Here is a 5,796-nt window from a genome sequence, read left to right on the forward strand (position 1 = left end):
TGTGGGGGGCGCCGGCCCCCCCCCCCCCCCCCCCCCCCCCCCCCCCCCCGCCCCCCCCCCCCCCCCCCCCCCCCCCCCCCACGGCCCCCGCCGACCCGGTCCCCGACGCACCGGTCCCCGCGCGCGGGCTGCGCGCCCGGCTGCGCGCCTCGGTGCGGGCGCGCGCCGGGCTGGCCGTCGCCGCCGGCGCGGCCGCGGTGCTGGCCGGGGCGGCGCTGACCGCCACCGCGACGTGGCTGATCGTCACCGCCGCGGACCGCCCGCCGGTGCTGACGCTGTCGGTGGCCGCGGTCGTGGTGCGCGCCAGCGCCACGGCCCGCCCGCTGCTGGTGCTCGCCGAGCGGCTGCTCTCGCACGACGCGGCGCTGGCGAGGCTGGCGCAGCGGCGCGCGGCGGTGGTCGCCGCGCTGGTGCCGCGCCTGCCCGGGCCGCTGACGCGCCGGCGCGCCGGCGGCTCGGGCGACCTGCTCGTGCAGCTCGTGCACGACGTGGACGCGCGCGTGGACGCCTTGCTGCGCTGGCGGCACCCGGTGGCGGTGGCCGCGCTGGCGCTGGCCGCGGCGCTGGCGACCGCCGCCGCGGCCGACCCGGCGCCGGCGCTGGCCGCGCTGCCGGGCCTGCTGGTGGCCGGCCTGGCCGCCCCGCTGCTGGCGGGGTGGGCGGAGCGGCGCGCCGACGCGCACCGCGACGACGTGGCCGCGCTGGCGCAGGCGGCCGCCGAGAGCGCCGCGGGCGTGGAGGACCTGCTGGCCGTCGGCGCCGGGGAACCCCTGGAGCCGTTGCGGCGCAGCGTCTCCCGCCTGGCCGCCGGTGAGCGGCGCCGGGCGCGCGCGGCCGCGGCGACGGCGGCGCTGCAGGCGCTGGGCGCGGGGCTGGCCGTGCTGGGCCCGGCGCTGGTCGCCGACGCCTCGCGGGCCGGTGCGGCGTGGGCGGCGGCGGCGGTGCTGGCCGCGGCCGGGGTCGCCGAGGCCACCCGCGGCCTGCCGGACGCGGTGCGCGCCCGGCACCGCGCGCGCCAGGCGGCGCAGCGCAGCGCTGAGCTGCTGGCCACGCCGCTGGCCGCGCACGAGCCGGCCGCGCCGCGCCCGCTGCCCGCGCCGGCCGGGGCCGGGCGGCGCCTGCGGCTGCGCGGCGTCGTCGCCGGCTGGGAGGGCACGGCCCTGGACGGGCTGGACCTGGACCTGGCCCCGGGCGAGGTGGTCGCGGTGCGCGGGGCCTCCGGCAGCGGCAAGTCCACCCTGGCGGCGGTGCTCATGCGCTTCCTGGACGTGCGCGGCGGCGCCGTGGAGCTGGACGGGGTGCCGCTGGCGCAGCTCGACGGCGACGACGTGCGCTCCGTCGTGGGCCTGGTCGGCGACGACGAGCACGTCTTCGCCACCAGCCTGCGCGAGAACCTGCTGCTGGCCTCGCCCGGACGGGCCGACGCGGACCTGCTGGCGGTGCTGCACCGGGTGCGGCTGGACGCGTGGCTGGCGAGCCTGCCCGCCGGGCTGGACTCCCGCCTCGGCGACGGCGGCGCCCCGGTCTCCGGCGGCGAGCGGCGCCGGCTGGCGATGGCGCGCGCGCTGCTGGCGGACGTGGCGGTGCTGGTGCTCGACGAGCCCAGCGAGGGCCTGGACGAGGCCACCGGGCGGGCGCTGGTGGCGGACCTGGTGCGTGCCGGCGGCGGGCGCTCGGTGCTGCTGCTGGCGCACCGCGAGGAGGGCGTGGACCTGGCAGACCGGGTGCTGCGGCTGCGGCACGGACGGCTCGAGCCGGCAGGCCGAGGGGGCTGAGGGGGCTGAGGGGCGGGACCGTCACCCTCCCGGCACACCTCGACCACAGGCAGTCATAACCCTTTCAATCTCCGTTCATGCCTGGTTAACCTTGCGGCCCGCCCGCCACCCGCTCAGCGGTGGCCGTCGCCCAGGGGGCCCCTTGTTCAGCATCTCCGTCCGTCCCAGGACGCTGCTCACCGTCCTGCTGGGCGCCGTCGCCCTGGTCGTGGGCGTCAGCTACGCCCTGACGTTCGCCGTCACGGCCGGCGGCGCGCAGGCCCACCCCGTGGTGTGGCTGGCGTGGTTGCTGGGCGTGGACAACGAGCGCAACGTGCCCGCCTGGTTCTCCACGGCGCTGCTCGCCGCGATCGCCCTGTCGTGCCTGGAGGTGGCCCGGCGGCTGTTCGCCGGGAGGGCGCGCTGGCGCTGGCACTGGCTGGCGCTGAGCGCGGGGTTCGCGTACCTGTCGCTGGACGAGATGGTGGGCCTGCACGAGCGCCTGTCCGAGCTGCCGGTGCGCGCCGCGGTCGGCCCGCAGAACTACGCCTGGGTCGTCGTCGCCGCACCCCTGGCCGTCGTGGCCGGGCTGCTCTTCGTGCGCTTCCTGCGGGCGCTGCCCCGGCGCGTCGCCGCGCTCGCCGTCCTCGCCGGCGCCCTCTACGTGGGCGGGGCGGCGGGGATGGAGGTGGCCGGCGGCCTCCTGCTCGACGCGGGCGCCGACCAGGAGGGCTTGCTGCTGGACTCCGTGCAGCACGTCGAGGAGGCGTGCGAGATGGCCGGCGCCGCGCTGTTCCTGCACGTCGTGGCGCGGGTGCAGCAGGGCGTCCACCCGCTGCGCCCCGCACCGGTGGACGTGTCGGCGGACGTGCCGGTGGCACGCGCGGCGGGGGTGCTCGGCGCTAGCGTGAGCTGATGCGCCCCGCCCGCTGCGCCGCCGCCCTCGCCGGCACCGTCCTGCTCGCCGTCTGCGGCGCCACGTCAGCCGCCTCGGCACCCGACACCGCGACCACGGCAGCCGAGGCCGCACCGGTCGTCAGCGCCCGCGCCCGCGCGGTGGCCCCCGCCCCGGCGCCGGCCGGCAAGCCCTACGCCTCCTCGATCGCGCCGGTGAGCGCGGCGGAGCTGTCGGCGTCGTGGCGGGCGGGCTGCCCGGTGGCCCCGCAGCGGCTGCGGGCCGTCACGGTCACCCACGTCGACTTCACCGGCACCCCGCGCACCGGCCGGCTGGTCGTGCGCGACGACGTCGCCCAGGCGGTCGCGGACGTCTTCGGGGACCTGTACGCGCTGCGCTTCCCGGTGGAGCGGGTGGAGCCGGTGGAGGCGTACGGCGGCTCCGACGACGCCTCCATGGCCGCGAACAACACCTCGGCGTTCAACTGCCGCGCCACGACCGGCGGCACGAGCTTCTCCGAGCACTCCTACGGCACCGCGATCGACCTGAACCCCGTGCAGAACCCGTACGTCAAGGGCACGACCGTGCTGCCCGCGGCGGGCCGGGCGCACCTGGACCGCACCCCCGCCCGGGGCCGGATCACCGCCGGCGACGCGGTGGTGCGGGCCTTCGCCGCGCGCGGCTTCACCTGGGGCGGGGACTGGCGCACGCTGAAGGACTACCAGCACTTCTCCCTCTCGGGCGGCTGAGCTCAGCCCAGCAGGGCGGCGACGTCCACCGTCACCACTGCCACGCCGAGGTCCACCTCGGTGGGCGGGTCGCCGCGCTCCAGCACGGTGCGCGGGACGAAGAGCCCGTCCTCCAGGGCGTAGGCGCGGAACAGCTCGTCGCGCGGGTCCACCACCCAGTAGTGCGGCAGGCCCGCGGCGGCGTACTTGCCGGCCTTCCAGACCAGGTCGTCGCCACGGTTGGAGGACAGGACCTCCACCGCGAGGACGGGCGTGCCGGTGAAGCGGGCCGCCGGGCCGGCCGCGGCCTCGTCGACCGGGTAGACCATGACGTCGGGGATGAACTCGTCGCGCCCGGGCTTCCACGCCCACGCGGCGTTGACGCGGTGCGTGGGGGGCAGCACGCTCCGCAGGGCGAAGGCGAGCTCGAGCGCGATCCTCTGGTGCTGCTCGGTCGGGCTGGGGCTCACGACGAGCCGTCCGTCGATGTACTCGGCACGCGGGTCCTCCGGCAGGCGCTCGTACTCCTCCCAGGAGAGGGCGCGCCCGATCCCGGGCGCGGCGGACGGCTCGGTCAGCGGGTGGGTCGTCACGGTCCAGCACCTCCCTGAGGTCGCGGTCAGCCTACCCGCGCACCGGCCGCCGGGCCCGGGCTCAGACCCGGTCGAAGACCCCGCGCTGGCGCGGCACGCTGGCGGTGGTGGCCACAGGCTGCTCCACGGTCAGCAGCCGGCTGGGCACCTCCACCAGCCCGTCCACCGGCCGGCACACCGCGCCGGGCAGGGCCGTGTCCTTGTGCAGGAGCCGCGCGGAGCGGTGGGTGCCGCGCACCACGTCGTCCACGCGCACCGACATCGCCGGCACGTCCCCGGCCACCTGCAGCAGGCGGCGCAGCTCCCCGGTGTCGACGCGCACCTTCTCCCCCGGCAGCACGCACAGCGCCCAGTCCGCCTCCACGTGCGCCAGCGCGGCCCGCTTGGCCCGCTCGCGGTCGTCGGCCCAGAAGCCGCTGACCACGGTCACGGCCGGGTGCAGGGTCGCCTCGAACGCGGCGCTGCCCGGGGCGACGTGGTCGGCGGTGTCGTAGACGACGACCTCGTCGGCGACGGAGGCGAGGTCGCGCAGGTCGGCGTCCAGGTCGGGCGGGGCCGTGGTGCCGTGCAGGACCAGGCAGGCGGCGAGGCTGGGGAGGGTGCTCGGCATCGTGACTCCTCGGGCGGCGTGAGCGTCGTCACCATGAGCATCGGCCGGGACGGCGGGAGGGTTACGCGCCACGCCGGGTCTTCACACGGTGTTGACGCAGCGGCCGGTGCAGCACCACGCGATCGGCCCTGCCGCCGCGTGCGAACCCGGTGCCGGCGAGGGGTGAACGGGTGCTTGAGCACCGCGACCGCTCAAGCAGGGTGGCGCGCGGTGGGCCGGTTCCCGGCCCACCGCGCGCCACCGCTCACCGCCCGGGGGCGCTCACCCCAGCGCGGGCGTCACCGCTCCTGTGCCCAGGTCCTTGCGGTACAGGTCCACCCGGGCGTTGGTGTCCACGGGCACCAGCGCCTGCAGCGTGGCCACCACCACCCGCTCACCGGAGAGCACCTGCAACGAGCCCCACGCATCGGCGGTGGTGATGCGGTGAGCGCTGGGCGCGCCGGAGGCCTGGGAGGTCACCAGCACCAGCGGCGCGGTCGGCCCGGCGGCGGTGTCGCGCCGGTACCAGTCGGTGCGCCCATCGACATCGGCGCCGACGTTGGCCGCGGTCTGGAAGAACACGTAGCGCCCGCTGGGATCCAGGGCCACCTGGTGCTCCCAGGTGTTCACCTGGGTGGGGACCCCCACCCGCAGGATCTGCGCGCTGCTCATGTCGCGGCGGTAGGCCAGGTACTCGATGCTCCTGGGCGTCAAGGCGGTGCTGCGCGCGCTGAAGGCCACGTAGCGCCCGTCGTCGCTGATGGCCACGTCGTGCGCGTCCACGCTCACCGGGTGCGCCTGGCTCAGCGAGCGCCAGGTGCCCGTGCCCGAGACGACCGCGAGCTCACCGGTGCTCAGGTCCTTGCGCCACAGCACCCGGATGTCCTGGTACTTGGCCACGAACACCGCGAACCGCGCGTCCGGGGTGATCGCCAGCGCCGAGCCGACCGCGCCGGCGCTCAGCTGCGCGCCGGTGGAGTCGGTGGAGATGCGGGTGGTGACCCCGGTGCGCAGGTCCTTGCGGAACAGGTCGATGGCCCTGTTGGTGTCCCCGGGCACCAGGTCGGTGCGCGCGGAGAAGAAGAACACCTGCTGCCCGTCGGCGGAGACGGCCACGCTGGGGGCGGTGGTGGACACCCGGTAGTCGCGCTCCAGCAGCGTGCCGGCCGCCGTGCCGGTGCTGCCGGTGGTGCCGGTGCCCGGGGCGCTGATCAGCTCCCAGGTCCTCGTGGCCAGC

General features: G+C 77.6%; 6 protein-coding genes. 3 read left to right on the forward strand and 3 right to left on the reverse strand.

The window, feature by feature from the left end:
- Window positions 1–152 precede the first annotated feature (152 nt).
- From cydC to ACRYR7_RS23770, 3 genes are all read left to right on the forward strand, one after another.
- Window positions 153–1,775, forward strand: coding sequence for a thiol reductant ABC exporter subunit CydC (gene cydC / locus ACRYR7_RS23760; protein WP_432574725.1), 1,623 nt, complete (start codon window positions 153–155; stop codon window positions 1,773–1,775).
- A gap of 142 nt (window positions 1,776–1,917) precedes the next feature.
- The gene (locus tag ACRYR7_RS23765; RefSeq protein WP_432574727.1) at window positions 1,918–2,670 is read left to right on the forward strand and encodes a hypothetical protein; all 753 of its coding nucleotides are present in this window, start codon (window positions 1,918–1,920) and stop codon (window positions 2,668–2,670) included.
- On the forward strand, window positions 2,670–3,398 hold the full coding sequence (locus ACRYR7_RS23770; RefSeq protein ID WP_432574728.1) for a M15 family metallopeptidase: 729 nt from the start codon (window positions 2,670–2,672) through the stop codon (window positions 3,396–3,398). The genes ACRYR7_RS23765 and ACRYR7_RS23770 overlap by 1 nt, the downstream gene beginning before the upstream one ends.
- Before the next feature lie 2 nt (window positions 3,399–3,400).
- Here the strand turns inward: ACRYR7_RS23770 and ACRYR7_RS23775 are convergent, their stop codons facing one another.
- The 3 genes from ACRYR7_RS23775 to ACRYR7_RS23785 all read right to left on the reverse strand — a co-directional run.
- Window positions 3,401–3,970 (reverse strand): Uma2 family endonuclease, encoded by a 570-nt coding sequence (locus ACRYR7_RS23775; RefSeq protein ID WP_432574730.1) that lies wholly within the window; start codon window positions 3,968–3,970, stop codon window positions 3,401–3,403.
- Between the two features lie 61 nt (window positions 3,971–4,031).
- The gene (locus tag ACRYR7_RS23780) at window positions 4,032–4,580 is read right to left on the reverse strand and encodes a hypothetical protein (RefSeq protein WP_432574731.1); all 549 of its coding nucleotides are present in this window, start codon (window positions 4,578–4,580) and stop codon (window positions 4,032–4,034) included.
- Window positions 4,581–4,841: 261 nt separating this feature from the next.
- Window positions 4,842–5,796: TolB family protein (locus ACRYR7_RS23785; protein ID WP_432574733.1), on the reverse strand; the 955-nt coding region annotated here is incomplete at its 5' end.

Source organism: Kineococcus gurbantunggutensis, from assembly GCF_050871925.1.
In the GTDB taxonomy this organism is placed as follows: domain Bacteria; phylum Actinomycetota; class Actinomycetes; order Actinomycetales; family Kineococcaceae; genus Kineococcus.

Bases quoted from the DNA above. Each gene is read 5' to 3' on its own strand.
- ACRYR7_RS23770 (WP_432574728.1), top strand. From the start codon at position 2,670: ATGCGCCCCGCCCGCTGCGCCGCCGCCCTCGCCGGCACCGTCCTGCTC.
- ACRYR7_RS23780 (WP_432574731.1), bottom strand. From the start codon at position 4,580: ATGCCGAGCACCCTCCCCAGCCTCGCCGCCTGCCTGGTCCTGCACGGC.